Annotated in this window: 17 protein-coding genes and 2 tRNA genes; 8 read left to right on the top strand and 11 right to left on the bottom strand. The window is 56.2% G+C overall.

From position 1 onward, the window contains the following. Positions 1 to 205: 205 nt before the first annotated feature. Positions 206 to 901 carry a hypothetical protein gene (locus H6G53_RS07320; protein ID WP_190531736.1) on the bottom strand — a complete coding sequence of 232 codons (696 nt, stop codon included), beginning with the start codon at positions 899 to 901 and terminating at the stop codon, positions 206 to 208. Further along, the gene (locus H6G53_RS07315) at positions 898 to 1416 is read right to left on the bottom strand and encodes an Npun_F5560 family protein (protein ID WP_099532763.1); all 519 of its coding nucleotides are present in this window, start codon (positions 1414 to 1416) and stop codon (positions 898 to 900) included. The genes H6G53_RS07320 and H6G53_RS07315 overlap by 4 nt, the downstream gene beginning before the upstream one ends. 177 nt (positions 1417 to 1593) lie before the next feature. Between H6G53_RS07315 and H6G53_RS07310 the strand changes: the two genes are divergently transcribed. Then, complete coding sequence (locus H6G53_RS07310) at positions 1594 to 2373, top strand: photosystem II S4 domain protein (RefSeq protein ID WP_099532766.1); 780 nt, start codon at positions 1594 to 1596, stop codon at positions 2371 to 2373. 61 nt (positions 2374 to 2434) lie between these two features. Here H6G53_RS07310 and H6G53_RS07305 read toward each other — a convergent pair whose 3' ends face one another. After that, complete coding sequence (locus H6G53_RS07305) at positions 2435 to 4762, bottom strand: hypothetical protein (RefSeq protein WP_190531734.1); 2328 nt, start codon at positions 4760 to 4762, stop codon at positions 2435 to 2437. A gap of 370 nt (positions 4763 to 5132) precedes the next feature. On the opposite strand from H6G53_RS07305, the gene H6G53_RS07300 reads away from it, so the two are divergent. Beyond that, positions 5133 to 5927, top strand: a complete 795-nt coding sequence (locus H6G53_RS07300; protein ID WP_190531731.1) for a ComF family protein — start codon at positions 5133 to 5135, stop codon at positions 5925 to 5927. Positions 5928 to 6041: 114 nt separating this feature from the next. After that, positions 6042 to 7508 (top strand): DUF697 domain-containing protein, encoded by a 1467-nt coding sequence (locus H6G53_RS07295; protein ID WP_190531730.1) that lies wholly within the window; start codon positions 6042 to 6044, stop codon positions 7506 to 7508. Positions 7509 to 7999: 491 nt separating this feature from the next. Here H6G53_RS07295 and H6G53_RS07290 read toward each other — a convergent pair whose 3' ends face one another. Together H6G53_RS07290 and H6G53_RS07285 are read right to left on the bottom strand one after the other, a co-directional pair. Beyond that, complete coding sequence (locus H6G53_RS07290) at positions 8000 to 8317, bottom strand: DUF6679 family protein (RefSeq protein WP_099532785.1); 318 nt, start codon at positions 8315 to 8317, stop codon at positions 8000 to 8002. A gap of 331 nt (positions 8318 to 8648) precedes the next feature. Continuing rightward, positions 8649 to 9686 carry a histone deacetylase gene (locus H6G53_RS07285; protein WP_190531728.1) on the bottom strand — a complete coding sequence of 346 codons (1038 nt, stop codon included), beginning with the start codon at positions 9684 to 9686 and terminating at the stop codon, positions 8649 to 8651. A gap of 1247 nt (positions 9687 to 10933) precedes the next feature. On the opposite strand from H6G53_RS07285, the gene H6G53_RS18570 reads away from it, so the two are divergent. Next, positions 10934 to 13462: an amino acid permease gene (locus H6G53_RS18570; protein WP_190531726.1), complete on the top strand. Its 2529-nt coding sequence runs from the start codon at positions 10934 to 10936 to the stop codon at positions 13460 to 13462. An 80-nt stretch (positions 13463 to 13542) separates the two neighbouring features. Here the strand turns inward: H6G53_RS18570 and H6G53_RS07275 are convergent, their stop codons facing one another. Next, complete coding sequence (locus H6G53_RS07275; RefSeq protein WP_099532789.1) at positions 13543 to 15291, bottom strand: succinate dehydrogenase/fumarate reductase flavoprotein subunit; 1749 nt, start codon at positions 15289 to 15291, stop codon at positions 13543 to 13545. 20 nt (positions 15292 to 15311) lie between these two features. Next, complete coding sequence (locus H6G53_RS07270; protein WP_099532790.1) at positions 15312 to 15614, bottom strand: hypothetical protein; 303 nt, start codon at positions 15612 to 15614, stop codon at positions 15312 to 15314. A 423-nt stretch (positions 15615 to 16037) separates the two neighbouring features. On the opposite strand from H6G53_RS07270, the gene H6G53_RS07265 reads away from it, so the two are divergent. After that, complete coding sequence (locus tag H6G53_RS07265) at positions 16038 to 18299, top strand: transglycosylase domain-containing protein (protein WP_190531724.1); 2262 nt, start codon at positions 16038 to 16040, stop codon at positions 18297 to 18299. A gap of 183 nt (positions 18300 to 18482) precedes the next feature. Here H6G53_RS07265 and H6G53_RS07260 read toward each other — a convergent pair whose 3' ends face one another. Further along, on the bottom strand, positions 18483 to 19853 hold the full coding sequence (locus H6G53_RS07260) for an ammonium transporter (RefSeq protein ID WP_347343120.1): 1371 nt from the start codon (positions 19851 to 19853) through the stop codon (positions 18483 to 18485). Between the two features lie 775 nt (positions 19854 to 20628). Here H6G53_RS07260 and H6G53_RS07255 point away from each other — a divergent pair. After that, positions 20629 to 21618 (top strand): carboxylesterase, encoded by a 990-nt coding sequence (locus H6G53_RS07255; protein WP_242030809.1) that lies wholly within the window; start codon positions 20629 to 20631, stop codon positions 21616 to 21618. Between the two features lie 38 nt (positions 21619 to 21656). Here the strand turns inward: H6G53_RS07255 and H6G53_RS07250 are convergent, their stop codons facing one another. After that, positions 21657 to 22721, bottom strand: a complete 1065-nt coding sequence (locus H6G53_RS07250; protein ID WP_099532794.1) for an ABC transporter permease — start codon at positions 22719 to 22721, stop codon at positions 21657 to 21659. Positions 22722 to 22994: 273 nt separating this feature from the next. On the opposite strand from H6G53_RS07250, the gene H6G53_RS07245 reads away from it, so the two are divergent. Beyond that, positions 22995 to 23081 (top strand) — tRNA-Ser (locus H6G53_RS07245). 126 nt (positions 23082 to 23207) lie between these two features. Here the strand turns inward: H6G53_RS07245 and H6G53_RS07240 are convergent. Continuing rightward, on the bottom strand, positions 23208 to 24380 hold the full coding sequence (locus H6G53_RS07240; protein ID WP_190531721.1) for a response regulator: 1173 nt from the start codon (positions 24378 to 24380) through the stop codon (positions 23208 to 23210). 1045 nt (positions 24381 to 25425) lie between these two features. On the opposite strand from H6G53_RS07240, the gene H6G53_RS07235 reads away from it, so the two are divergent. Further along, on the top strand, positions 25426 to 25791 hold the full coding sequence (locus tag H6G53_RS07235) for a VOC family protein (RefSeq protein WP_099532796.1): 366 nt from the start codon (positions 25426 to 25428) through the stop codon (positions 25789 to 25791). A 192-nt stretch (positions 25792 to 25983) separates the two neighbouring features. Here H6G53_RS07235 and H6G53_RS07230 read toward each other — a convergent pair. Then, a tRNA-Thr gene (locus H6G53_RS07230) sits at positions 25984 to 26055 on the bottom strand. Positions 26056 to 26084: the final 29 nt, after the last annotated feature.

Below are 26084 nucleotides of genomic sequence, written 5' to 3'. Positions count from 1 at the left end.
GATGCTCAAAACGGTTCAAAGTTGAATTGCCATGGGATCAGGTTCAACCTGGCGATCGATTGCCCAGAATTGGGAAGGACTCGATCGCCCAGTTCGCGGGGCTAGGACGCAGTTTGTTGAATTGAGTTGAATTGAGCTGCATTGAATTGAACTGAATTGCACCAATCGTCAATCAGCCCAAGCGTCAATCAGCTAAAGACAATGGCTATAGAATAGCGACTTCCCGGAGCGGCTGATGCAGCAAACAACGGAGATGGCACTCAAACAGGTCGGGCGTTTGGACTCCAATGCTGGCGATCGCGGGGGCCGCCGGGAAAGGCAACAGCCGATCGAAATAGACGGGATTTGGATCTTTGTCCGGGCGATCGAACCCGAATTGCATCAAATACAAACCGGGCGGAAGCCGGAGCCAATTCATTAGCTCAAAGCCCAGCCGATAGGCCGCCTGTCGATCGCGATCGGACAGGTGATGGGGCTGAAGGAACTGACCCGTTGAGCCAGATTCCGCTGAGCCAGATTCCGCATGGAGGGCGATCGCTTCACCATACAGAGGCCCCTTGGCGGTCACAATCAGGGGGAGCCACAACTGACCCTCGCCGTTGGGCCAATCTAATTCCGCCGTCACCCGCGATCGCAAGCTCTCGGCCGCCGCGCAGGTCACCCAGGTGGAACGGTGAACCCAGTCCGTCGGAAAGCGATCGTCCTCCAGGATTCGTAACGTTAGGGGACAGTCGATCGCCCCCGGGCCGCCGGGCAAAGGAGTTTCATCACCCACCACAACGATCTGCGGGTCAAGCCGCAGGTCAACCGCCACGGACTTCAATCGATCGAGCGCCACCGACAACCAATCCCCAGCGGCCAGCGAATCCGCCCGATCGATCCAAACTCTTAGACAGGTCATGGAGTTTCGCCAGCAAATTCGGGGAGGTCAAGACTGCCGGGGCGACGACTGCTGACCGCGAGTCGATAGCTGACGCTTTGCAATTCTGCCTGTAGGTTGCGGTTTTCCTGTTGCAGTTGGCTCACGCGCTCTTTGATGGCGCTCAGACGGTCTTCAAACTTGGAGCGATAGACGTTGGGCAATTCCTGAATCGTTTGCTCCAGCATCCGGCTACGATCGCCCAGTTCTTGCACTGACTGGCGTAATTGGTAGATTTCCGCGTCTCGATCGGCCAATTGATCTTGATAAAAACCCACCTGTTCTTCCACTTCCCGCACCCGATCGCGCAGGGCCTGCAATTCCGCCTGATGGCGCTCTGGCTGGTCGGAGGTGGGCACCAGGCCCGCATTGCCCTTCACCAAGCGGAACAGTTCCTGCGAAAGCTGCTGTACCAAGCGATCGCGCATTTGCAGTTCATCACGCAAGCGGGCAATTTCCGCTGGGGCTGCTTGACCGTTCAATCCGTCGGCTTGCATCACGGCAATGGGATGGGGTTAATAATCGTATGGACAACGCTACCGTATTTTTTAACCCAAGATTGGCTTGAACAGCTAGGGCTAATCAACAGGCGGTCTTGGCTGCGCTGGTTTTGATTCGCTGTTTTTGCTGTTTTGGCCGCATCCGCTGACTCCAACGCTGACTTCAAAAAGACCGTGCTACCTCGCGAAACCCTGCTGAAACGTGCAACCCACCGAGAAACGATCGCCCGGGCGATCGACCTGGCAGACCAGAGCCTAAAAACCTGGGAACCGGCCGTGAGCGATTTTCTGTCGCCGCCGGAAATTGCCGATATCCAAACCGTCTTCAGTGGCTTGGCGGAAGTGGTGTTCATGCCTTGGGGGGGCTATCCCCAAGCGGAACGGCAGCGGGTGGCCTTTGCCCGATCGGAACTGCCGCTGATCACAGACGCGATCGAGGTGGCGGCCTTGGAAATTGCTGGGAATTTTTTGTTTGACCCGGCCACCCATCGGGACTTTTTGGGGGCCCTGTTGGGGACGGGGCTGGTGCGCGACAAGGTGGGCGATTTGTTGGTGCAGGGGGAACGCGGGGCCCAAGCCCTGGTTGCGCCGGAGGTGGTGGAATTTTTGGAGCTGAACCTCACCCAAGTGCGATCAGTACCGGTGAAAACCCGCGCCATTCCCCTCAGTGAACTGAAGGTTCGTGAACCCAAGAAAAAGGAAATGACGACGGTGGAGGCTTCTTTGCGCCTAGACGCGATCGCCTCCGCCGGGTTTGGCATCTCCCGCAGCAAAATGGCGGAAGCAATTTCCGGGGGCGATGTGCGGGTGAACTGGAAAGACATCACCAGCCCCAGCCATTTGCTGAAATCGGGGGATTTGGTGGTGTTGGCGGGCAAGGGCCGCCTCTCGATCGGGGAAATTGCCACCACCAAGAAAGATCGCTATCGGGTGCAGCTCACGCGATTTGTTTAGGGGGGTATCGCGATCGCTGCCTTCCCGATTGCATATTTTTAGGGCATCTTCCAAACATCCGTTAGCGGGCGGGAGCGCGTTTTTTCCATTGGGCGATCGCCTGTTGGGCGCTGGCATAGGCCGCCGTGTTGGGCGGCACTAGGCTGGCCGTTTGGATGGCAGCGGCCAGTTGGTTGGCATTGGCGCGACCTTGGGCAATTTTGAGAATTTCTTGGCTCCAAAGATTGATTTGGTCGCGGGCGGCGGGATATCCCGGTTGGTTCACGGGCACGCTGCGGGCCAGGTCGATCGCCCGGTTATAGCTGGAGGCTTGATTAAGCTGAATTTGGCCGGCGGCTTTTTGCAAAATTGCGCGGTTGTTGGCCTGTTGCTGCTGGAGGGTTTGCCATTGGGCGATCGAGCTACGCGCCTCTTGGTACACCTCACCCCGATCGGGCGCAACAATTTTGGCCGCCGCGATCGCCCCGCCAAAGTCGCCATTGAGGGCCCGCCCCTTGGCCAAATCCAAAATTACCCGGCTCCAGCGGTCGATCGCCTGCTGGGCTTGACCGTAGCCCGGATCTCCCGGTTTGATTTCTCGGGCCCGCAAAATTGCTTTGCCAAATTCCGAAGCCTGATTCGTCCCGATCGGGATCCGTGCCAAGTTCAATTGGTTCACCCTGGCGGGGCTGGCGGCCGGCGGCGCGGAACTGGGGCTAGGACTGACTGGGGGGCTGGGTTTTGGGCTAGGCAACCCCGACTGAACAACGGGAGTGGGCTGGGGACTCGCCAGAGGGCTAGGTTCCGGCGGCGGCAACGTCCGGGAGCCGGTGGGGGGCGATGCCCCATTGGCCGGCGCGGGCAGCGGGGTAGCGGGGGGTATATTCGCTCCAAAAGGGGCGGCCGGGCTGGGCGTTGGGGCCGTGATGCTGGCTCCAAACAGGGCTGCATAGTTGCGGGCCACCACGGCCGCCAACAGCACAATTCCCAAAATTCCCAACCAAGTCACCAACTGGCGCGCAAAGGCCAAATCACTGGCGCTGAGACCAGCCGTGAGCGGGCCCACCAGGGCCAAATCTCGCTGGGACTCGGGAATCGGTTCTGGCGGCAGGGCGTTGGGCGGCGGGGAACTGTTGGAATGCGTTGTCTCGATCGGGAGCACGGGCGCGATCGCACTTGGGGGCCGCAAGTTGGCCGACTCCGCCGGGCGATCGCCGTTGGGCAGAGCCGATGTGAAGGGATTCGGCGTGGCCAGTCCCGGTTGTGCCTCTTCCGTTGGAACCCAATCATTGGCAAACAGCGCCTCAAAGGCACTGGGTTCCGTGGCCCAAGCATCGGGCAAATTGGCGGCGGACGCGAATCGATCGAGCGCCTCATCATCCAAAGCCGGACTTTGCACCTGATCTGACCCAAACACGCCCAGTTCTGGCGGTTGGTCGGGTTGTGAATTAGGTTGTGAATTGGGTTGCGAATTGGGCTGTGAGTTGGGTTGATTGGCTGGGTAATCGGGCTGGGGATCAAGCGGTGGATCACTGGGCAACCCATTTCCCAAGGGGGCGATCGGGGGTTCCACAGCCAAGGCCGGCGCACTAGCCGGAAACACCACAAAGGACTCGATCGGGAGCGGCGGCTCTGGCACCATCCGCCCCACCACCGTTTCATAGAGCCGCTCATGGGGATGGGCAAACACCTGCACCTGGGGCGCAACCTGGCCCTGCTCCTGGGCTAAGGCGCGGGTCGTTTCCCGCAAAAACCGCGAGAGGGCATAGAGATTCATTCCCTGGGATTGGCCCAGGGCCGCCGCCAAGGCCGGAGCCAACAGGCCGCTGCTTTGGCGACCCGCCCCCGGCTCTGCCAACAAAATCGACAACCCCATTTCTTGGGCCAAGAGGGGAATTTCACCGCCCACCGGAGCCAGGTTTTCGGTGGGTGGCCGGCTCAAGTCCAAAACCAGCAGCACTTGCCCACCCGGGCCAACCCGATCGCTGGCCAATTTCAAATATTCACAAACTCGCCGCAGGGGAATCCCCGCCGTTGCCGTCCGATCAAGGCTGGCTTCGATGGGTAGCAAATAATCCCGATCGCGATGGCTCACCCCATAGCCACTGAAAAAACACCAAAGGGTATCACCGGGGTTCACCAATTCCGTGGCGGCAAAATCCAGCCAATATTCCAGATTTTCGCGATTGGGATAGGTGGGGCGATCGAGCAGGGGCAAGGAGCGATCGCTCAAGATCACGGTTCGATATTGGGTTCCCGCCGAGCCGCTCGTTTGGCTCTGCCAAGCCTGGGCCACGGTGACCACACGGGTCTCCGCTTCGGGCAGCGGCGGCAACAGAGGATATTGACCAATCCCGATCGCGATCGCCCAGTGGGTTTTGCCCTGGGTTGCACTGGAACTCGTCACCATCAAAACCCCTTCGTGCAATGCGTTTGTCTACTGTGCTTGGGTTGGGCTGGTTGTTGTGGCCCTGCTCGATCGTCTTGAATTGTCTTCAATTTTGCCGCCCCGAATTCCGTCGCCCCGGATGTTGAGCACATTTTGAGAGCATCTTGCTCGAGGTCAGAACCCAAGCCAAGCGATCGAACCCATCGAAAAAGTTGCCCAAACCATATCACGGCCGTCCGGCGCTCTGGAAAACGATCGAAATCGCTACGGGATGGCTATCGATTCAGGGGCTGGGATCATCATGAAATTAACGCTTTTCATGTTTATGCGAGATGATGGATTCATTAACTGATTTCAAAATCGATTTCAAGGGTAACGTTTGGGGTGGCCTGTGGCGAAATCTTGGGTGAGCCAATCAATCGAAGCCCTGTCGGATTTGGTTTGGCAGCGATCCTGTGAGCTATGCGATCGCCCGGCCAAGCATCAAGGCCTCTGCCTCGCCTGCGATCGTCGCCTGCTCGCCAGTCAACTGCCCCTTGAGCAACGGTGGGGCCGCTTGCCCTCTGCCCTTGTTTCGTCGGCTCCCCTGTTCTTGGCTTGGGGGCTTTATGACGGTTCCCTAAAACGGGCGATCGCGGCCCTGAAATACGAAGGTCATCCCAAGCTGGCCGCAACCTTGGGCCGGGATTTGGGTCGTCTGTGGTTGGAACCAGGAACCGATCGGGCAATGGCAACCCCTTGGCAACAGCTCGATCGAGCGGCCCCTTGGGTGATCCCGATTCCGCTCCATGAAGCTCGACTGCAAAAACGCGGCTTTAATCAGGCGGAATTGTTGGCCAAGCACTTTTGTGATGTAACCGGCCATCGTCTGATCCCCAATGGCCTGCAACGGATTCGGGATACCCAAGCGCAATTTGGCTTAGGCCAGGGCGATCGGGCAGCCAATGTGCAGGGGGCCTTTGCCTTGGGGCCGGGTTTGGGGCAACAACGCCCCCGATCGGTGATTTTGCTGGATGATATCTACACCTCCGGGGCCACGGTTCAAGCGGCCAGCAACAGCCTGCGGGCGGGCGGCTGGACGGTGGCAGCGGTGGTGGTGGTGGCCCGATCGGCCCAGCGTCCCGCTCCCGGAACCCACCCACCGACCCGATCGGCCCCAACGCGCCCGAAACGTAGAGATTCTTAATTGATCGCAACGACCGGAAAACTCGTCCGCTAAAATTCGGTTGCACGGCCGCCGCGCGATCGCCATGGCCGCCGTCCTTTCCCCCTTGCCTACTTCTTCAAAGGAGCCAGATTCATGGCGCTGCCCCTCTCCAAATCCCTGACTGATAAACCCCTTTGGCTGCTGGGTGCGGGGGTTGCCGGGGTGTGGTTGGCGCTGGAGGTGCTGAACCAAGCGCTCCATGGGCTGGGCAGTTGGCTGCCGGCCGGAGCCGTGGCCGTGGGCGCGGGCCTGTGGTTAACGCGACGACGATCGCTCCCGGTGGCCCCGGTGACAGAGCCGAGCACCCTCGATCGAGCTGCTGCGGAACGGGCGATCACGCGGGCCCAAGGCCTACTGAATTTGGTGGCGGCAGAACTACCCACTTTTGCGGCTCAAGATTGGCAAACCCAACTCGATCGCCTGACCCAAGATTTAGATCGATCGCGCCTGGCCCTGGCGATTTTGGGGGCCCCCGCCGTTGGTAAATCAGCGTTGGTCAACAGCTTGGGCACGGCGGCCCTGGCAATCGACTACCAAGAACTGCCCAGCCTGTTTGTGGGGGGCGAAACCCAAGATCCGATCACGCTGGACTTGGCCCTCCAGGCCGATCGGGCCCTGTTTGTGACAGCGGGCGACATTACCGAAACGGAATACGAAACTTTGGAATGGCTGTTGGCTCACGAGCAGGCCCCAATCGTGGTCTTCAACAAGGCCGATCGCTACCTGCCCGCCGATCGCGACACCGTGTTAACCACGATTCAACATCGGCTCCATGGGCAACTAGCCCCCACCGCCATCATCCCCACCGCCGCCGCGCCAGCCGCGATCAAAGTCCGGAAACATGCGGCCGATGGCACGGTGCGAGAATTCTTGGAGCAGCCGGAGCCGGACTTGGGAGCCTTGGTCACCGGCTTGCAAAACACGCTCATGGCAGAGGGAGATCGCTGGCGGTGGCGCACCACCCTGCGGCGAACTCAGCAAATGACGCAGCAGTGGCAAACCACCCTCAAAGCCGATCGACGCGATCGCGCCATCGGAGCGATCGAGCAAAGTCAATGGATTGCCGCTGCCACGGCCTTTGCCAATCCGTTGCCCGGCCTGGACTTGCTGGCTACGGCGGCGATTAATGGTCAATTGGTGATGGACTTGGGCCAGATCTATCAGCAACGGTTTTCCCTCGATCGGGCCCAGGCGATCGCCCAAACCCTCGGGGAAGTCATGCTCAAGCTCGGGTTGGTGGAACTGGGCAGCCAGGCGATCGCCACCGCCCTCAAAACCAGCGCCCTCACCTACCTGGCCGGCGGCGCAATTCAGGGTCTCAGTGCGGCCTACCTAACCCGAGTGGCGGGTCTGAGCCTGGTGGAACTGTTCCAAGCCCATGTGGAAGCGGAATGGGCCGGCCAACCGGAGGGCGAAAACTGGCTCAGTCCCGATCGCCTGAGCACCATTCTGCGGCGCGTCTTCGAGCAAACCCGCCAAAGCACCATCATCCAAACCCTGATCGACCAAGGGCGCGATCGACTGTTTCCCAATGCTGCAACCAGCGCTGCTCCCAACTAACACCTACGCTGATGGCCTTTGCTTAGAGTCTTTTTGAGCGCACGACCCGGAAACTGAGCAGACCAGAAACCAGCACTCAGAAACCAGCATTCAGAAATCAGCATTCAAAGACACCGGCTGAAACCCGCCCGGCCCACTAGGCCCCCATTTGCTGACCAATTGAGGGACCCAAAAAATGAGGCCCAAAAAATGGGAACGACTGGTTAGCAGTCGTTCCCATTTCGTTATTCAGCTTGATACTCAGCTTGATTGGGCTGGATTCAATTACCGGAATCGAACCCCATTGCTAGTAGCGCGACATCCTTAAAATATTGGGTCAAAGTTGCGGAGCCAGTCGTGATAACAAGGGGCTTAAGCCCCTTGCTGCTTAACGATCAGGTGACGGTAACAGCCATGTCATTTAACCCAGTGAATTAAGGCAGCCATGCTACTAGGGCTAGCTGTGGACAGAAAAACCGGGAAAATTCCCAGAAAATTCCCTCCTCGCCCTGCTACTTATCCGCGTCCTTCTTATCCGAGTGATTGCGAATTTGCTCCGCTTCCGGGCATTCTTCCGCTACGGGCAGATCTAAGACACTGCGCCGAGACACCGAAGCAAGCTTGCGCGTCACCGAACCGATACTTTCGAGGCGCACCATTTCTTCCCAAGCACAGGTTTCGTCGTCCTCTTCGGTTTCGTAGCGCAGGGTCACGAGGTCGCCTTCAATGTCAAGGATTTGTGCGCGCTCGATCCAGCGCTGCTGATCGCGCAGGAATATGCACACTTCCTGTCCGTCACAGCAGAGCTGATAAATCTTGCGGTGTAGCATAGCTTGCCTCTTCTAAGGTGGTGAACTGGCCCCTGCAATTGAGTGGAGTTGCAGTTTCAAAGTTTGATTGGGGGGCAGTGGCTTCACTGGCGCTGCCAAGCAACCATTCAGCGCTAATGACAACCACAGGATCGGGGGAATTTGGCCCAGTCGATCCCCAATCCAACTTCCATGCTGGCCATGATGGCAATTTGCTTGAGTTGTCGGCTGACGATCGAGCAAGCGGGTCAAGATTGCTCGACTGCTTCCCCCATTCTAGGCTACGGGGTTAGCTTTCAGCGCTCCGGGTGGCCAAGCATCCCTACGCCATATCCTAGCGCTTGGCTGTTCGTTAGGACGAGAGACAGGCCAGGATCGTTTCATAGACCGATCGCGCCAGACTGTTGAGATCGTAGCCACCCTCCAACCCCAGCACCATTCGGCGGCTAATGCCCAGGAGCGATCGCGTCAGCCATCCATAATCCTCCGGTTGGAGATGAATTTGTGCCAACGGATCGTCTCGATTGGCATCGTACCCCGCGCTAATGATCAACAAATCGGGATCAAAGTTCCGCAAGAACGGCAACAATTGCGCCTCAACCAAGGCCTGATAGGTGCTGCCGTCGGCTCCCGGAGGCACGGGCAAATTCAACAGTTGATGATCTTGATCGGCAGCTCCGGGGCGACCCGTGCCCGGATAGGCCGGTGATTGGTGAATGGAACAGTAGGCAATTTGGGGATGATCCCGCACGATCGCCTCAGTGCCGTTGCCGTGATGCACATCCCAATCCACGATCGCCACTCGCTGTGCCTGGCCCGCCTCCAGGGCCGTCAAGGCCGCGATCGCCGCATTCGCAAACAAGCAAAACCCCATCCCCCGATGGCGCAGGGCATGGTGGCCCGGTGGTCGCGCCGCCACAAACACGGGCTGTCCCGTTGCGATCGCCTCGTCCATGCCGTCCAACCAAGCCTGCACAGCCAAGCGAGCCACCTCGTAGCTCCGGGCAGAAATGGGCGTGTCAACCTCCAGTTGCCCACCCCCCCGATTGGCCAGCAATCGCACGTGATTGATATAGTCCGGTTCGTGGGCCCGGCGCAGGGCTTGGGTGAGCGGGTCGATCGGAGCATCGCTGGCGGGCACTAACTGGGGACTGTGCCAACGGAGCCGATCGGCAAAGGGAGCCGTTTGCAAGGCCGCCACAATTGCCCTCAGGCGATCAGGCCGTTCCGGGTGGCCCCAGCCCGTGTCATGCAGCAAAAACTCATCGCTGTACACGATCGTGACCGTCCCATTGTCGATCGGCCCTGCTGTCACCGGTTGTGCCTCCGCGCCTGCTTCTGTGCGCCCCTCGGCCCGAACCTCAGTATTTGGGGTTTGCTCATTCAGCATTCACCATCTCCCCATAACCCAGTAATTTCACGGCAACCTTTTGGTTTTCCATGCCTATTTTTCTCACAGCCTAGCCAACGCAATTGGTCGCGGCTCAAACACCATTCACTCGCTACGTTAACTTGACTTGAAAATACCCAAAACAAGGTCAGGCCGATCAGATTTTCAATACCCTATTTCACCATCAACTAATTTCACAGCTCTATTTCTCATATCAAAGTTTCAACATCTCAGCCGCACAGCTCGCTCCAGCAGGTTGATACTCAATATTTATTTTCTATTTATTTTCTAATGGCCTCGATCAGACAATCATTTTGACGTTACCCAGTCAAGGCTACTGAGTTTTCAAGATGATTGATCCATAGAAACTTTCAAAATTTATCAAAAACTCAACAAATTCAGAGATTTTTAGGACAATTCAATCCAAATCACGAATTAGTGATCAATTTTCGATTGATTACGAGGTCTTAAGCCGATTAACTCCCTTGGCAAGTCAAATTGCCCCCCCATTTAGCTCTTTCTTTAATCAATCTTTGTTTTGATAGCGAGTCTCAAGACATCAATCAGCTTAAGCATCAATCAAAATGAATTTTGACTAATCTTAAGATCATGTTTAGCTCACTAATTATTTTTCAGAAAACAACTTCTAATCATATTTATATCTAAAATAATTGAGATTTTACAGATTGCGATTAGCTCCAAAACATCAACGTAGAGAATTGGTGATTTTGATATTCATCCTCATTTTTTCATGTTGACATCTAGCGCCCTTGCATTTATCCATCACTACCACTGAACCATTAATCAGTCTTTCAACCAATGCTTCATTTCAAATTCAGTTCTCTGATTCGGGTGCGTTTTACCACCAAACAGGTCTCAAAAAATACGGAGATTCAAAGCAAGCTCTTGAAGGCTGAGGATTTCAATCAACTTAAGGCCTGATTCTGGCAACTTAAGGCCTGATTTTGGAGCTTTGTTTAAACTTTGATTGTCAGTAAATCATCTATTAGCGTTAAACTAAGGAGTAGTTAAATTATTTTATGAACTGTTGGATAAACCTTTTTGGTTACCATAGTCACAATTTTTTAGCCACTTTTAATTTTTAATCACCATTAAAGGGACATCACAAGACTCACATTAGTTCATAAACTATTCTTCATTCAGGGCATTAAAAATCGCCTTTTATTCACTTTTGTCAGTTTTTGCAATGGCGAAAACTTTCAGTGTCTACGGAATTTTTGTGATCCATGTCTCAGTCCTCCCGGTTTGCATTTAAATTGCCCCGCACTTTGGGTTCCATTGAAACTTGGAGTTTTGGTTTCAGCGGTTTGTTGCTTTGGCTGGGAACCGCACCGGCAATGAATGCGGCTTTGGGTCTTGGCTCCCTGTGGGTTTGGATTCCGGGAGCCGTGATTGGCACTTTGCTGAATTTGCAGGTCAGACAGCTTGGGATCCATGACCAAGATCGATCGGGCGGAACGCCAAACTATGCCACTCAGTTACTCCATAAGTTCCCATTTTTAGCCCGCTACAGCGCGATCGGCTATTGGTTGGGTTGGGTCTCGGTTCCGCCCATGAATGCCATCATTTTGACTGACCTAATTCAGGTCAGCTTGGAACCGCTGGGGGTGGATTGTCCAGTCACCGCTTTTCGCATTTTATTCACCCTGCTGCCTTATATTGTCACCTTCAGCAACTCCCGAACCGTCGGAATTTTACATGCCTTTTTTGTCATTCCTGCTATTAGCTGCTTATTAGTTTTTTGCCTTCAAGGCTTTAGTTGGTTGAGCTTTTCGCCTCAAAGTCCAGGGCTGTTTGCACCGATTCCTTTCAACTTGGATTTCACGGATTGGGCCAAGTGGTTTTTTGTGGCCATTTATGCGGTCTATGGCTGTGAAACGGCTTCCTCTTTTGTGGCTGACAGTCGCAAACCGCGCCGCACTCTGGATTGCTTGGTGGCCGCTGCGATCGCGCTACCCATTGTTTATGTCCTGGGGTCGTGGTTGTTGGCGCGGTTGGCTATTTCTCCCCGGCTAGGTGACAGCGCCTATTTGCACCTAATGGCGGCGGCGGGGCCGTTTTGGGGCAGCCTCACGCCCGGGCTGGTGACGTTTTTGATTGCTTCCGGTTGCCTGCTCAGTTCCGCCACGGCCGTTTCCAACTGCCCCCGGGTGCTTTACCAGTTAGCCCAAGACCGCCATCTCCCGGCCCTGTTTTCGGTGGTTTCGCCGCGCGGAGTTTTGGAGCCGGGCCTGTTGTTCACCTTGGGGGTGAGTTTGCTCTGTTTGGCTTGGGGCAATGTGTCGCGGGTGGTGATGGTTACCGGGACGGGTTACCTCAGCGCCATGATGGGCATCCATTTGGGGCTGTGGCTGCAACGGAAACGCCCGGAAGTGCTCTGGCCCCGATGGTCGCTGCTGTTTTTGGTCATGGAGGCGATCGTGTTTGTGGTGGGTGGCTTGGCTTGGGGCTGGCAAGATTGGCTGATTGGCTTGCTGTTGCCCATGGCGGTCGGCGTGGCGGCCCAGGGGGTGGGAAATTGCCCGATCGCCCTCTGCCAGCCGGCCTGGTGGAGTCACCGCTACCGCCCAAGGCCCATCAACATCCAACGCGATTGGGTGGTGTTTCAGGTCACGGTGCTGATTCTGCTGCTTTGTGGCGCGGTCAGCATTGGTTGGTTCGCGCGGGCTGGGTTGGATCGATTTTCCTTCGGCAGCCACGGAGCCGTGTTCAGCATTGTGTTAATTACGGTGGCGTTTTTGGGGGTGGCGATCGCCTGTTGGACGAGCCTGTCCCAAATGGCCGCCATGACAGAAGCCCGCGATCGACTGGAACGCACTCTGAGTGAATTACAAAGAACCCAATTGCAACTGGTGCAGTCCGAAAAAATGTCCAGTTTGGGTCAATTAGTGGCGGGGATTGCCCATGAAATTAATAACCCGGTGAACTTTATCTACGGCAACCTGGAGCATGTACGTACCTACGCTCAGGATTTGTTGAGACTATTGCAGTTATACGCGAAGTACTATCCCGAGCCAGTCGCAGAAATTCAGGAGGAACAAGAGGCGATCGAACTGGATTTTTTAGAGGAAGATTTGACGAAAATTTTGGCTTCCATGAAGGTAGGGAGCGATCGCATTCGAGAGATTGTGTTATCACTGCGCAATTTTTCACGGTTGGATGAGGCGGAATTAAAGGCCGTAGATTTGCACGAAGGCATTGACAGCACAATCACAATCCTTAAGCACCGTTTAAAAGCCAAGGCCAATCGCCCCGCGATCGATATCCTTCGCGAATATGGCAACCTGCCCCCGATCGAGTGCTATCCCGGCCAATTCAATCAAGTGATCATGAACATTCTGAGCAATGCCATTGATGCCCTTGAAGAAGCCACCGCTAACCGCGATTATCAAGACTTGCAAGTCCATCGTCAGTGGATTCGGATTCGGACTCGAATTCAAGAAATAGAACTGCCCTCTACCAATTCCACCGGATCTTCGCTGAGTGATGGCAAATCCAGCACCCGATCTAAATGGCTAGTGGTAGGCATTGCTGATAATGGCCCCGGCATTCCCCTAGACATCCAAAGGCGCATTTTTGACCCCTTTTTCACCACCAAGCCGATCGGGAAAGGAACCGGGATGGGCATGTCCATCAGTTACCAAATTGTTGTGGAAAAACACCAGGGCAGACTGGAATGCTTTTCGCAGGTGGGTGAAGGAACTGAGTTTTTGATTCAAATTCCCCTCAACCTAGGAGCCAAATGTAAATCCTAGGGGCGAATTCCAACCCAAAACCAGATGATTTCAAGGCCACTGAACCCAGCAGGGGTTGATTTGGGAGATGAATTGGGAGATTAATACTGACGAGCCTGGGGTTCAAACAGGCCTAAGGTCACCGGCATATATTGCAAGTCAATGCCCGAGGGCGACCAATAGGCCAGCGTATGTTTGAGATAGTCCTGATCATTGCGATCGGGGTAGTCCTCACGGCAGTGGGCCCCGCGACTTTCTTGGCGACGTTCAGCAGCGGTCAAAATAGTTTGCCCCACCGTAAAGAGCGATCGCAGCTCCAGCGCCTCAATCAGTTCCGTATTCCAACAGGTTCCCCGATCGTCCAGCCTCGTATTTTCGATGCGCTGGGCAATTTCCCGCAGCTTTTCCAGCCCCGTTTGCATCAAGTCCGCTGTCCGAAACACCCCGCAATATTGGGTCATGGTGTCTTGGAAATCTTGGCGCACTTGGGCGATCCGCTCTGGCCCTGAATGCCCCAACAGAGCCTGGAGTTGGGCCCGGGCCTCCGCCAGGTAGCGCGATCCGTCCAAGGATGGCAACTTGCGCCCGCTGTCTAAATATTGGGCGATCGCCCGGCCCGTGCGCCGGCCAAACACAATGCATTCCAATAGGGAATTACTGCCCAGGCGATTGGCCCCATGCACCGACACACAGGCCGCCTCGCCCGCCGCAAAACAAGCTTCCACAAACCCGATGCTACTGCTGCGAACCCGCCCATTCAGATCGGTGGGAATGCCGCCCATGGAGTAATGAATCGTTGGGCGCACCGGAATCGGTTCCTCCACCGCATTCACCCCCAGCAGGCGATGGGCCTCTTCCCAACAAAAGGGAACGCGGCTCATGATCGTTGCTTCGCCCAAATGTCGCAAGTCCAGATGCACAAAGGGGCCGCCCGCGCTGCCATCAAGATGAATGCCTCGCCCCGCTAGCAGTTCCTTGACGATCGCCCGGGAAGTGATATCCCGAGGAGCCAACTCCATGCGGCTGGGGGCATAGTCCGCCATGAATCGATCGCCCGCCGCATTGCGCAGGTAAGCCCCCTCACCCCGCACCGCCTCCGACACCAACACCCCCACCGGATAAAGCCCCGTGGGGTGAAACTGCACAAACTCCATATCCTCCAGGGGAATGCCCGCCCGGGCCGCCATGGCCAGCCCGTCTCCTGTGGAGGCGTAATCGTTAGAGGTGGTGTTAAAAGCGCGGCCATAGCCCCCCGTGGCCAACATCACAGCCCGGGCCCGGGCCAGCACTGGCTGGGAATCCCGCAGATTAAACATCACCAGGCCCTTGGCCTCGCCCTCTTCCACGATCAGGCGCATCACATACCACTCTTCGTAGAGCGTGACCCCCATTCGCTTCAGATTCATCACCAGCTCATGCAAGATGGCATGGCCCGTTTTGTCGGCGGCGTAGCAAGTGCGCCGATGGGAATGGCCCCCGAAGGCCCGCTGGGCAACGCGCCCATCTTCCAGGCGCGAGAACAACACCCCCAAACGTTCCAAGTCCACCACCACTTCCGGGGCTTCTTGGGTGAGGATGGCCACCGCGTCTTGATCCGCGAGGTAGTCGGATCCCTTTACCGTATCGAAGGCGTGGGCTTGCCAGGTGTCTTCGGGATCCACGTTGTTCAACACGGCGGCCATTCCCCCTTGGGCGGCCACCGAGTGCGATCGAATCGGGTGGGTTTTGGCCACCAATCCGATGCTGAGTTTGGGATTTTGGCGGGCAATTTCCAGGGCTGCCCGACAGCCGGCCAGCCCGCCCCCCACGATCAGAACATCGTGAATTAACTCGTTTAGCGGCTCATTCATGGGCAGGCCCCCAAATTGTCCTAAAGAGCCTGGGCCGGTTGGGTGGGTTCGTAGCCGCCACCAGTGGCCAAGTCCGCCGCCGCGTCCACCGCCACAAATTCAATGTGGTTCAGCAGGGTGGTGACAAAGGCGAACAACAGGAAAGGCAAGGATAGCACCAAAATCAACCCAACCATGGACAGGGCATACAGGGGCTTGCTGGCTCCCAACAGGGCGAGCGCGCTGGCCAGGCTCAGGAAAATCACGATCAACCAAGCCATGATTTGGCCGTAGATGTCCCCAAAGGTCAGGGTGCAGCGAAACTGATAGCGTTGTGGGTTCATGGTTCGATTCGATGGCCTGCGGATTGCCAGATTGAACACTATCTCCCCAGCCTAAGGGGGGCTAAATCGGAGCGTCCATAGTTGTCGATGTTTCTCAACAATTTTTCTCGAATTCGTTTCAAATCCTTGCGTTTCTCAAGTTCTCTTGACAAGATTTCGGCAACTCTAAAAAACCTTGAATTTCTCGAAAAGCTGAAAATTCCGAATGTTCTGAAAACTCTGGAAGTTTTTGAGAGTTTCCGAAATGTTTGGGATCTGGCGTTTGGGATCTGGCGTTTGGGATCGGGTGTTAGGACGTTGGTGCTGGGAATGATCTCGATCGACCCGAGGATGGGTGAACAGTGGCCGGCGATCGCTACGCGCTTTCCTAGGATCGTGTTGAAATAATGATGGCCATTCTGTCGTTTTGATCCCGATCGCCCTATGGGCCCAAATCCTACGCCGCCTCCGCCTCAACCCGCCAAAACCATCCTGGGCCGCCTGCGCCAAACGGTGACCCAGCTTTCGCGGGTGCAATTGGCCCGGCTGAAATTGGCGGCTAATGCCAACCCGCCCCGCATCGTGATCTATGAGGCGGGCAGCGCACCCCGAGACTATCCCCTGTTGGGGGACTATTACCTTTTGGGGCGATCGAGCAAGGCCAACGACATCCCCCTCAACAGCCCCGTGGTCAGCACCACCCACGCGGGCTTGCGGCGGGTTCCCAGTTTTTTGGGCAGCACCTTTGCCATTGAAGACCGCGATTCCACCAACGGCACATTCAGCGGCAAGAAACGGATCAATGGGCAAATTTTGCGCCACCGGGAAATGGTCGTGTTGGGGCCGCCGGAGTTGGCGGACTCGGTGCGGCTGCAATATGTGGATCCGCCAACGCCCTTGGTGCAAGTCCTGCGCTATGGCCTGTCGGGGTTAGCCGGGGCGATCGGGCTGGTGAGTTTGGCGGTGATTTGGCAATGGCAGGACATTCAGATTTTGCCCCTGCCCCAGGCCCAGCGCGGCCCGGTGATTGTGGTGGCGGGGGATGGGCAACCGCTCCAGGCGATCGAGCGGCGGGCCCACCAGGAAGCCAAGAACCTGGGAGAATTTTCGCCCTACCTCAAAAAAGCATTGCTGGCTTCGGAGGATGCACGCTACTACTGGCACTTTGGCGTTGACCCGATCGGGATTTTGCGGGCCTTGGTGGTGAACGCGCGGGAAGGGGAATTGCAACAGGGAGCCAGCACCCTTTCCCAGCAACTGGCCCGCACCCTTTACCGGGATTATGTGGGGTCAGACAATTCCGCCGGTCGCAAAATCAAAGAGGCGATTGTGGCCCTGAAGCTGGAAAGTTTCTATGGCAAAGATCGGTTGCTGCTGGCCTACATGAACCAAGTGTTCTTGGGTGGCAACTTGGCCGGCTTTGAGGATGCCGCTCGATTTTATTTTGAAAAATCCGCACGGGATCTAGACCTGGGCGAAGCGGCGATGCTGGTGGGCATTTTGCCGGCCCCCAATCGCTGGAACCCGGCCCGCAATTACAAAACAGCGGTGCAACGGCGAGATCTGGTCTTGCAGCGGATGTTGGATCAGGGCGCTGTCACCCTGGAGGAGTTCAAGCGGGCCCGGCGATCGCGCGTGGAGGTGAGTCCCCGAGCACGGGAAATTTTGCGATCGACCCGTGCGCCCTACTTCTTCAACTACGTTTTTGAGGAATTGGAGCAGCTTTTTGGTTCCGGCGTGGCCCGCGAAGGCAATTTCTTAATTGAAACCCGCTTGAACTTAGCAGCCCAGACCGAAGCTGATCGGGCCCTGCAACAGTTCATTGATGCCCAGGGCGGCCGGGCCGGAGTCAGTCAAGGGGCGATCGTGGCGATCGACCCCACCGATGGGGCCATTCTGGCCATGAGTGGCGGCCGCAGCTTTGAAGACAGCCAATTTAACCGCGCCGCCAACGGCCTGCGCCAGCCCGGCTCCACCTTCAAGCTATTTGCCTATGCGGCCGCCCTGGAAAAAGGCATCAGCCCCAACACCGCCTACAGTTGCGCCCCCGTGAATTGGATGGGGCAACGGTTTCGAGGCTGTCGATCGGGCAGTGGTTCCCTGAACATGGTCAGCGGCGTGGCCCTGTCCGAAAACCCGATCGCCCTGCGGGTGGCCGAAGCGGTGGGGCTGGATGAGGTGATTGGCTTGGCCCAGCGCTTGGGAGTCACCAGCCCCCTGCGCAAAACTCCCGGCCTCGTGCTGGGGGAAAGCGAAGCCACCTTGCTGCAAATGACCGGAGCCTTTGCGGCCGTGGCCAACAATGGCCGTTTTAACCACGCTAAGGCGATCACTCGCGTTCTGGACACCAGCGATTGCACCGACCCGCAAAACCTGCAAACCTGCCGCGTCATGTACGATGCCCAGGCAGATCAGCCCGGTGCTAACCAACCGGTGCTCTCGCCCCAAGTGGCCCAGACCATGACGGATCTGCTGCGGGGGGTTGTGGTGCAAGGAACGGGGCGATCGGCCGCCAATGTGCCCGGAGCCGTGGGCAAAACCGGCACAACGGATGACAGTGCCGACCTTTGGTTTATTGGCTATGTGCCTGGCCGCAACCTAACGGCTGGGGTTTGGTTGGGCAACGACACCCGCAAACCCACCGATGGCAACAGCGGCCAAGCGGCAGCGGTCTGGGGCAATTTCGTCAGCCGTCTGCTGCCATAACTGAATGAACCTCAAGACTTGAGAGGGGATCTGCCAAGGGGTTTGAAGCCTCCACCCATTACTAGCTCGTCGCGGGGGCAAGGGGCTGAAGCCCCTTGTCTGCGCTGATCGATTCTGCGCTGATCGATGCTGATCGATCGCCCATTGGTAATGGATGTCAGTCGAACTGGCTCAACACTCGTCCTATGGCTCTCCGTAGGCATCTTCGCCATGCTCAGGGACATCCAAGCCCTGATCTTCCACCTCTGGAGACACCCGCAAATCCATCACCAAAGACAGGCCCTTCAGAATCAAAAATGTCCCGATCGCAGCCGTGGCATAGGCCGCCAGCACTCCCACCACGCCAGCCGTGAAGGTTTTCGTTCCGCCATACAGCAGCCCGCTGTCAATGGCTGAGTTCACGGACTTTGAGGCAAGCACCCCCGTCAGAATTGCTCCAACCGTGCCACCCACACCATGCACCGGGAAGGTGTCCAAAGCATCATCAAATCCCAGCCGCACCTTCAGGGTGACGGCTCCTAAACAGCACAGGGCCGTAATCACCCCGATCGCCATGGCAGACAGGGGATCAACAAAACCCGCAGCCGGCGTAATACCCACCAAACCTGCCACAAAGCCACTGGCAATCCCGATCGCCGTTGGCTTGCGACCCAACAGCCACTCCACCACCGTCCAGGTCAACCCCGCCGCCGCCGTGGAAACCATGGTGGCCGTGAATGCCGTCGCCGCGAGACCGTTAGCAGCAATGGCGCTGCCGGCATTAAACCCAAACCAACCAAACCACAGCAACCCTGTTCCCAACAGCACAAAAGGCACATTATGGGGCACGATCGCCTTAACTTGCCAATCCTTACGCGGGCCCAGCATCCAAGCCGCCACCAGAGCGGAAACACCGGAGCTGATGTGAACCACCGTTCCCCCAGCGAAGTCCAGGGCCCCCATGTTGCCCAGCCAACCTTTGCCCCAAACCCAGTGCGCCAAAGGGCAATAGATTAACGTTGACCACAACACCACAAACCAGAAATAGGCCTTGAAGCTCAAGCGCTCCGCGATCGAACCAGAGACCAGCGCCACCGTAATGATGGCGAACATCATTTGATAGAGGGCAAACACCTGGTGAGGAATCGTTGCCCCGTAGCCCACCGGATCCGGATCGAGACCCACTCCTTGGAAGCCAAACCATTTCAAGCTGCCAATCAAAGCATTGGCTTCAAAGGCAGGTGTCCCGCCGGGGTTAATCACCGTGGGTGCAAAACTCAGGCTATATCCCCACAATACCCAGGTCACGCCCACCACGGCCATCGCAATCAGGCTCATCATCATGGTGTTGAGCACATTGCGCGATCGCACCAAGCCCCCATAGAAAAACGCTAGCCCCGGAGTCATCAACAGCACCAAGGCCGTGGAAACCAGCATCCAAGCCGTGTCGCCCGTGTCGATTTTGGGTGCTTCGGCGGCTCCTTGGGCCGCGGCCGGGTCGGCAAACCAGCCCACCAACAAGCCAGCCCCGATCGACATCAACACAGGAATTCCAAAGGCCACCAACAACTTCAGCCTTGCCCGTTGCACATGGGGGCGCGGCGGGGGCGAAAGCCGTCCAATCTTGGCTAACCAGGCGTGGGAATGGGGGGATTTGTCTGCGTCCGATCGAGGTGAGTACAAGTCAGCCATAGGTATAGCAAGGTATTCAGAATTGTTCGTTATTGTTCGTTGCCGTCGCCTTATGCACAACAAACCCATAAACGGAGCTGCGGATTCGAGAAAAAATGGCCTCGAATCCGTTTTTTGGATGGGAAGTTATTTAAGGTTCAAACCATATTGCGCGACCAACCCCTAGAAACTGTATAGAAAGTCACTAATTGCCCAATCTCGCAACGATATTTGATGATTTTCACGAAACACCACTAATATTCACGGGTTGCAACCAAAGCCATGGGCAGTGGACTCCAAGGCAGCCAAACAACCGGGTTTGCAACGGTTTTTTGTAGCAGGCGGCAATAATCGGACTGGAAAAATTGGGCTGATCCCAATCCTAGGAAGCTGTGCCATTTCCCAAACTGTCCTTGAGTATTTGCCTGCGGGGGCTAGCCGCTCGCCGTCCCATGGCCCGTGAATAAAGGAATTCTGGGTGATTTGCCCGATCGCGCGGGGGAGATTGGTTGAGGGCGATCGGGGCGCTTCAGAAAGCGGTTGGTGGGGGTTTGAGCCGGGGAGCAGGGACAGGATAGGTTGAACCCAGAGTCAGTGAATTTGCTGAAGGTGGCTTGCCCGCCGCTGGTGCAATGGCTGACCTCTGTTTTTCAACCGCTGTTGATCGCCCGTGACTGCCATGGCCACCCCCCTGTCTGCCCGTCCTTACCTCTCCGGTTTCGAGGCCCTGTCGGCCCAAGAACGCGCTCAATTGCACCCGGATGCGGTTCCTTTTCAGCTAACGGCTGCGTTAACCACGGCCAAGGAAACGACCAAGGGCCGATCGCGCGGGGTGGTGATTTGTCTCCATGGGTTCACTGCCATGCCCTACGGGGTGGGGCCTGTGGCCCGGGCGATCGCGCAGCAGGGGTTGGATGTGGTTGCGCCTTTGCTGCCGGGCCATGGCTGGCGCGATCGCCCCGTTCAGGAACGGGAAATTGCAAAAATCACGCCCGATCGACTGTTGGCGGCGGCCCGAGACGAAGTGCGCCGGGCCCGGGAGCAATATGACTTTGTGGCCATGTACGGTGATTCCATGGGTGGCGCGATCGCCCTGATTCTGGCGGCGGAAGGTTTGCTCGATGCCTGTGCGGTAACGGCTCCGGCGCTGCAACTGCCCTTCCGAGGAGCCGTCTTGGCGCGATATTTGGGCTGGCTCAATTTTTCAATTCCCAAGCGTCTGAATCGCCGGTTCTATGCCCCCTGCTATGAGTTTGAAAATGCGCGGGCGGGGCGGGTGCTCTGGCGCTTGTCGCGACGGGCCAAGGCGGGACTGGAGCGGATCACCTGTCCGGTGTTTGTGGCCCATTCCCACGCCGATCGCACCATTGCCTACCAGGCGGCGGAGTGGGTGCGCGATCGGGTGGCGGGCCCGGTGGAGTTGCAATGGTTTGATCGATCGGGCCATGTGTTGCCCTTGGATGTGGAGGGGCCGGCGGTGGCAACGGCCATTTCTCAATTCTTTCAGCAGCAATTTTCTCAGCAGCAGTTTTTTCGCCCCCTCGAAAGCCCAACCCCCCAATCCTTAATAACCGCCAAGCCCAAACAGATTGAGTCGAAATCCCGATTGGGCGATCGGCCTTGGTCTGGCGGGCCGGAGACCACCGCCATTGATTTTGCTTTTAGCTAGCTGCAATCAATTCGTGCTTTGGGCAATGGTTTGCCAACCTATTGCATGGATTGCAAATTGATCCGTGGATCCACAAATTTCAGCAACAAATCCGCCAACAAATTTCCCAAAATCAACATCACTGCACCCATCATCAAACTCGCCATCGTTAAGTACAAGTCTTGGACTTGAACCGCCTGCAAAATCAGCCGACCCAAGCCCGGCCAGTTGAAGAAATATTCCGTGATGAACGCACCGCCCAGCAGGCTGGAAAATTCAAAGCCCAAGAGCGTAATCAACGGGTTCACCGCATTGCGCAGCGCATGGACATAGATCACGCGGTCTTCGGGCAATCCCTTGGCCCGGGCAGTGCGGATATAGTCTTGGCGCAACACATCCAGGAGCTGACCGCGCATCAACCGCTGCAAACCGGCAAAGCCAGTGATGCTGAGGGCAATGGTGGGCAAGATGGAATGCCAACCAATGTCTAAGAGTTGCTCGATTGGGGACAGTTCACTGAAATTCAGGCTGGTCATGCCCCCCACGGGCAACAGGGGCGAGAGATTTTGGGCCACAAACAGCAACAGCAGGGCCGTGATAAAGCTGGGGAAGCCTTGCCCCAAGTAGCTAATCACCTGCAAGGCGCGATCGACCCAGCGGTTGTGGTGAATGGCGGCCACAATCCCAAGCGGCAGGGCGATCGCCCAGGTGGCCAGCAGCGACAGCACCGCCATGTAGAGAGTGGCGGGAATCCGTTCCGCCAGTAGGGATGTGACCGATCGTTGATAGACAAAACTCGTGCCGAAGTTCCCTTGGGACACCACCTGACCCAACCAGCGCAAATATTGCTCAAGGGCGGGGCGATCCAAACCAAATTGCTTGGTGTAGAGGGCGAGGGTGTCGCGGCTGATTTGCGGATTTTGGGCGATCGTGTCCAAATAGCTGCCGGGAGCCAGATCCACAATCACAAAGCACAGGGCCGAAGCCAACAGCAAAGTTAAGAGGGCTTGCAACGTGCGCTTGAGAATGTAGGTGCTGGTGTCTCCTGTGGCGATCGCCCAAAGCCGCTGAAGCAACTGTGCGAGGTAATCGTCTGGTTGTGAAACCCGCTTTGAAACCGGCATGGCATTTGTGGTGGATTAGCCCCGTGGCGTGGCCCCAATGACGGCTCGACAGGGGCGGGCCCTGGGGCCCACCCCGATCGCTGTCAATCGATGGTCTGGACAACAGGATACCCAAGAATCAATGATCCGTCCTCCGCTGGGGTCTGGGAGTTCGTGGGCTAATCAACGGCATCTTCCAAAAACCCAACCCCAGCGCAATCGGAGCTTTCGGCAGACCAGCGCAAAACAATTTGCAAATCGCGGCATTGCTGCTAATATTAACTTCGCTTACCTGGAGAGGTGGCAGAGCGGTTGAATGCGCTTGACTCGAAATCAAGTTTGGCGGCAACGTCAACGGGGGTTCGAATCCCCCCCTCTCCGTCGGAGACAGGAAACGATCGCAAATTAAGACCGAGCGATCGTTTTTTTGTCGTTTTCCAATGCTTCCCAATGCTGAAACTTGACTCTGGGCAAAAGCCAAGGGTTAACCAACGGCCATGTCGAGCGCTAGTGGGCCACCACTTGGTTGTGTTGATGGCGCTTGAGGGCGGCGAGCACCTTGTCAGGAGTGACCGGCTTGCTGACAAAGCTGCTTGCGCCCGAAAGTTTGGCCCTTGCCCGATCGAACAACCCATCCGCACTCGTCAGCATCACGATCGACGTGTGGCTAAGCTGTTGCACGCGCCGCAACTGAGCACAAAGCTCATGCCCATTAATCACCGGCATCACCACATCCAAAAACACCACATCGGGCTTGGCTTCAATCACCTTGGGCAGCGCCGCCAAGGGTTCAAAACAGCCTAAAAACTGGTGACCATTGCCAATCACTATTTTTTCGATCTTTTCGCAGATTTTGGGATCATCATCCACACAAGCCACCTTTAGGGAAAAACTAGCCTGCGGCGCTTGGTGGCTCATTTCCAAGTCCGGTAACTCAATCACGGCTAACTGTTTGCGTTGCCAAAGGAGCTGAAACACCTTGAGCACGCCCCCCAAGTTGGCATAGTTAGGATCCAGCTTGGCCACAATGTCCCAGAAGGTGCGCTTACCATCCAACAGGGGAGCCAGGGTCATGGTGGTGGAGGTGTCGGCGGCGGTTTCATTGCCCGGGAGATAGATCCAGCCCCGATCGGCCCACAGCGGATTGAAGGGCAATCGTTGCCAATGGCGCTGCAGATTGTAGGCGCGAGAGAGGGCTTCGCCCATCAAGGCAGAGGAGAGGGGCAGGTTAGGGTGAATGGGATCGATCGGCTGGGCAATCCACTGAAAACGCGCGGAGGGTTGGTCAACCACAAAAAACACCTCGATCGCCGCTTGCATCACGATCGCTTGGGCCCGCTCGATCGCCAACAACTCCTCCACCAGCGCCTGCTCCAGGCAGCGCACCTCCCAAAGGGGATCACTCAAATTCTGCTTTGTGGCTGCCACCAGCCTATTCCATCCCTCACGCGCCTGCGACTCCGTGCGCAGCTTGATTGCCCGCTGCAACCGTCGCAACCGATGGCGATTGCCCGTACACCAGGCCAGCCGCCCACGATAGAGCCAAATTTGCCAACGATGGTGATCCAGCTCCACGTTCAGGTAACCCGTTGCCTGTTGTCGATAGGCCAGCAGTAGAAATGAACGCAATTGCGAGTCATGGAAGTTTTCTGGCATGGCCTTGAGGAAGTTTTCTGGCATGGCCCTGAGGGATCAATCTCCAACTTGGTGAATACGGAAACCCCGCCAGCAAGCTTTTTAGTGAGTACTCTTATAAAAACACTGAAGTTATCAAACGAAAATGATCAAATCATGATCATTTCACAACATTCGAGAATTTTCTAGCCTGCTCTAGGGGTAAGTCTGAACAGCCTTGAATTAGCTCCGCGAATTAGCCCCATCTTGGCTGATCCTCTTCTTTCAATTGGCACAATCTGGCTCACGGCGATGGGCAATCTTACACAACTCATCCATTAATTTCGTTATGACTCAGATCTTGATTTTGGTCATACCCATAATGAGTTGTCGATCATGGTTGACAACATCTCCAGTGATCGCCGCTACAATAGTCTGTAAATGGCAAAGCAGAAGACTAAGTTAGTCATGAAAGCCATCAACAACACTGTTCCAATCCCAAGTTTCAGTCCTCAACCTCAGCCAGATCATTTCAGCCAGTTCTGGATCATGCTGGCTCATCTAGGCTGAATGATTGCGTTACTCATGGTTTTTATCAACCCAACAACAATGCTCCATTGGGCAACTGGCTTGTGGGTAACCAATGACTAATCAATCTTTGCACTCCCTGATGTCTTGCGCCGAATCCGTTACCCGTTCCCTATCAACCTTGGAGATTGTCTCTCAAAACTTCCAGCCCTTGAGGTCAATTGTCTGGTGGCTGGTTGGCTTCAGGGGAAAAAGCACAGCCCAGGAAAATTCCTCGCGGTCACTGAGTATTTTGGAGAATGATCTCATGAGCGATCGGTGCGTTGGTACGACTCACCCCATCCTAGAGCAAAATGCTAAACGGCTGTCATTCAAACCGTGATTGTGGCGGTTTGGATTTTTCAATTAATTCAGCCCCAAAGTTGCCAAATTCGCTCAATAACGTCCCTAAATTAACACCACATCAAATTAACCTGGTGCTGATGTCATGGGCTGCTATGGAGCAGTGACGGCCTGATTTGCGTGATGATTTGCGTGATTTCACTGAAAAATTTTCCCCTGAAAAATTGTGGGTAACAGAACGATGCAACTGAAACGCTTAGGACATGTGGCGATCTGTGTTCAGGACATTGCCAAGGCCGTGGAATTCTACAAGGACTTGGGAATGGAGGTGGCCTGGCAAGATCGAGATTGGGCCTATCTGAAGGCGGGTGAAGATGGGTTGGCGCTGCTGAGTCCGGAATATGACCAAGCGGGGCCACACTTTGGTTTCATTTTTGACCAACGTGCTGAGATGGAAACGGCTTATGAGGAATTGCAAGCGAAGGGAGTCTATGTGACGCAGGTGCATGAACACCGGGACGGCACGGCTTCATTCTATGGTCGTGATTTGGACGGCAACTGGTTTGAGTATCTCTATGAGCCAGCGCCAGTGCCAGCGGCAGTCTAGTTCGCAGGTTGCGCGATCGTGATGGCGGCGGGGGAGATGGGCATTGTTCTGAATCTGTCCATCTCTCCCGTGTTCCTAGCTGCGCGATCGGGGCAGGGTTCCTCTAACTTAACAGCTCCAAAATTTGGACAGCAGTAAATTTCAGCTACTGCTTGAAAGACCCTTTAAACTTAACGCTGACTGACATTTGAAAGCCGGTGAGGGGATTTGAACCCCTGACCGCTCGATTACGAATCGAGTGCTCTACCACTGAGCTACACCGGCTTGCCCCAAAAGGCGCTTAAAGAGTATAG

Origin of the sequence: Limnothrix sp. FACHB-406 (genome assembly GCF_014698235.1) — a bacterium.
In the GTDB taxonomy this organism is placed as follows: domain Bacteria; phylum Cyanobacteriota; class Cyanobacteriia; order CACIAM-69d; family CACIAM-69d; genus CACIAM-69d.
This window is presented reverse-complemented; position numbering and strand designations above follow the sequence as displayed.

Excerpts from the sequence above, each read along its gene's own strand:
- H6G53_RS07255 (WP_242030809.1), top strand. The coding sequence starts at position 20,629 with ATGGCCACCCCCCTGTCTGCCCGTCCTTACCTCTCCGGTTTCGAGGCC.
- H6G53_RS07315 (WP_099532763.1), bottom strand. The coding sequence starts at position 1,416 with ATGCAAGCCGACGGATTGAACGGTCAAGCAGCCCCAGCGGAAATTGCC.
- H6G53_RS07270 (WP_099532790.1), bottom strand. The coding sequence starts at position 15,614 with ATGAACCCACAACGCTATCAGTTTCGCTGCACCCTGACCTTTGGGGAC.
- H6G53_RS07295 (WP_190531730.1), top strand. The coding sequence starts at position 6,042 with ATGGCGCTGCCCCTCTCCAAATCCCTGACTGATAAACCCCTTTGGCTG.
- H6G53_RS07290 (WP_099532785.1), bottom strand. The coding sequence starts at position 8,317 with ATGCTACACCGCAAGATTTATCAGCTCTGCTGTGACGGACAGGAAGTG.
- H6G53_RS18570 (WP_190531726.1), top strand. The coding sequence starts at position 10,934 with ATGTCTCAGTCCTCCCGGTTTGCATTTAAATTGCCCCGCACTTTGGGT.
- H6G53_RS07240 (WP_190531721.1), bottom strand. The coding sequence starts at position 24,380 with ATGCCAGAAAACTTCCTCAAGGCCATGCCAGAAAACTTCCATGACTCG.
- H6G53_RS07275 (WP_099532789.1), bottom strand. The coding sequence starts at position 15,291 with ATGAATGAGCCGCTAAACGAGTTAATTCACGATGTTCTGATCGTGGGG.
- H6G53_RS07305 (WP_190531734.1), bottom strand. The coding sequence starts at position 4,762 with ATGGTGACGAGTTCCAGTGCAACCCAGGGCAAAACCCACTGGGCGATC.
- H6G53_RS07320 (WP_190531736.1), bottom strand. The coding sequence starts at position 901 with ATGACCTGTCTAAGAGTTTGGATCGATCGGGCGGATTCGCTGGCCGCT.
- H6G53_RS07285 (WP_190531728.1), bottom strand. The coding sequence starts at position 9,686 with ATGCTGAATGAGCAAACCCCAAATACTGAGGTTCGGGCCGAGGGGCGC.
- H6G53_RS07250 (WP_099532794.1), bottom strand. The coding sequence starts at position 22,721 with ATGCCGGTTTCAAAGCGGGTTTCACAACCAGACGATTACCTCGCACAG.
- H6G53_RS07235 (WP_099532796.1), top strand. The coding sequence starts at position 25,426 with ATGCAACTGAAACGCTTAGGACATGTGGCGATCTGTGTTCAGGACATT.
- H6G53_RS07265 (WP_190531724.1), top strand. The coding sequence starts at position 16,038 with ATGGGCCCAAATCCTACGCCGCCTCCGCCTCAACCCGCCAAAACCATC.